Annotated in this window: 1 protein-coding gene; it reads left to right on the top strand. The window is 54.2% G+C overall.

The genetic code is table 11. The features are described from left to right. Nucleotides 1-900 (top strand): flagellin N-terminal helical domain-containing protein (locus CUC44_RS20590; protein ID WP_100861722.1); only part of this gene is annotated, 900 nt, incomplete at its 5' end. Between the last annotated feature and the right edge of the window lie 426 nt (nt 901-1,326).

Genomic DNA, 1,326 nt, shown 5'->3' with positions numbered 1-1,326 from the left:
ATGAGTCTGTTTATCAATACCAACACTTCATCACTGAACGCCCAGCGTAACTTGATGAACACCACCAAGTCGTTGGATACCTCGTACACCCGCCTTGCATCTGGCTTGCGCATCAACAGCGCCAAGGACGATGCGGCAGGTCTGCAGATCTCCAACCGTCTGACTTCTCAGGTCAACGGTCTGGACCAGGGTAACCGCAACGCCAACGATGGCATCTCTCTGGCGCAGACTGCCGAAGGGGCCATGGACGAAGTGACCGGCATGCTGCAACGCATGCGCACCCTGGCGCAGCAATCCGCCAACGGCTCCAACTCCGCCAAGGATCGTGAGGCCCTGCAGAAGGAAGTGGATCAGCTGGGGTCCGAGATCAACCGTATCTCTACCGATACTACCTTCGCCGGCACCAAGCTGCTGGATGGCAGTTATTCGGGCTCTTTCCAGGTTGGGGCTGATGCCAACCAGACTATCGGTTTTAGTCTGAATCAATCGGCCGGTTTCAGTATCTCCGGGATTGCTGCAGCTGCTGCCACCTCAATCACAACTGCCACCGGTGCCACCATGCTGGTATCTGCCATCTTCGTGGGTGGTAGTGCTGGTGGTATCAGTATAAGCAGTCAGAGTAACGCCCAAAACGTACTGGCCGCAGTGGACTCTATGCTGGGTGTGGTGGATGGCAAGCGTGCCGAACTGGGTGCGGTGCAGAACCGTCTGGACTCGACCATTCGCAACCAGGCGAATATCTCTGAAAACGTCAGTGCCGCGCGCTCCCGCATCCGTGATGCGGACTTTGCGACCGAGACTGCCAACATGACCAAGCAGAATATTCTGCAGCAGGCGGCTTCCAGCATCCTGGCCCAAGCCAACCAGCGTCCGCAATCAGCCTTGTCACTGCTGGGTTAAGCAAAAAGAAAAGGGCGGTTGTTCAGGCCGCCCTGGTCAGAAAGATGGAACAACGGGGTGTTCGGATTTACGCCTTGTTCTATCGAAAGAGATATTCTCTTGTTTTGATTCCGGCCTCAAGGGATTGGCAGACCGTTCACTCTGCCACCCTTGGGACTGTTCTCCTGAGCATAAGCACTTCTTTGGCCGACATAGTCGGCTTTTTTATGGACGCCATATTAGTGGCTCCCCATTCTACAAGCATGATTTATACCACTTTCTATTGGCTATAAAGGGTCATGGCTTGGCCGTCTTTCCGTATTCACACGACCCTTTTGTGGTTAAAGGGAGGCGGGGAGTTGCCTCCTTGCTGATGAGAGCGGCAATAAATTTCCTAAAGCTTCTGTTGGAGCTGCCGTTACAGGATATGAAGCAAATTGAGGGGTG

Source organism: Aeromonas lusitana, from assembly GCF_002812985.1.
In the GTDB taxonomy this organism is placed as follows: Bacteria; Pseudomonadota; Gammaproteobacteria; order Enterobacterales; family Aeromonadaceae; genus Aeromonas; species Aeromonas lusitana.
The sequence above is the reverse complement of the archived record's forward strand: the minus strand, read 5'-3'. Positions and strand labels throughout refer to the sequence as shown.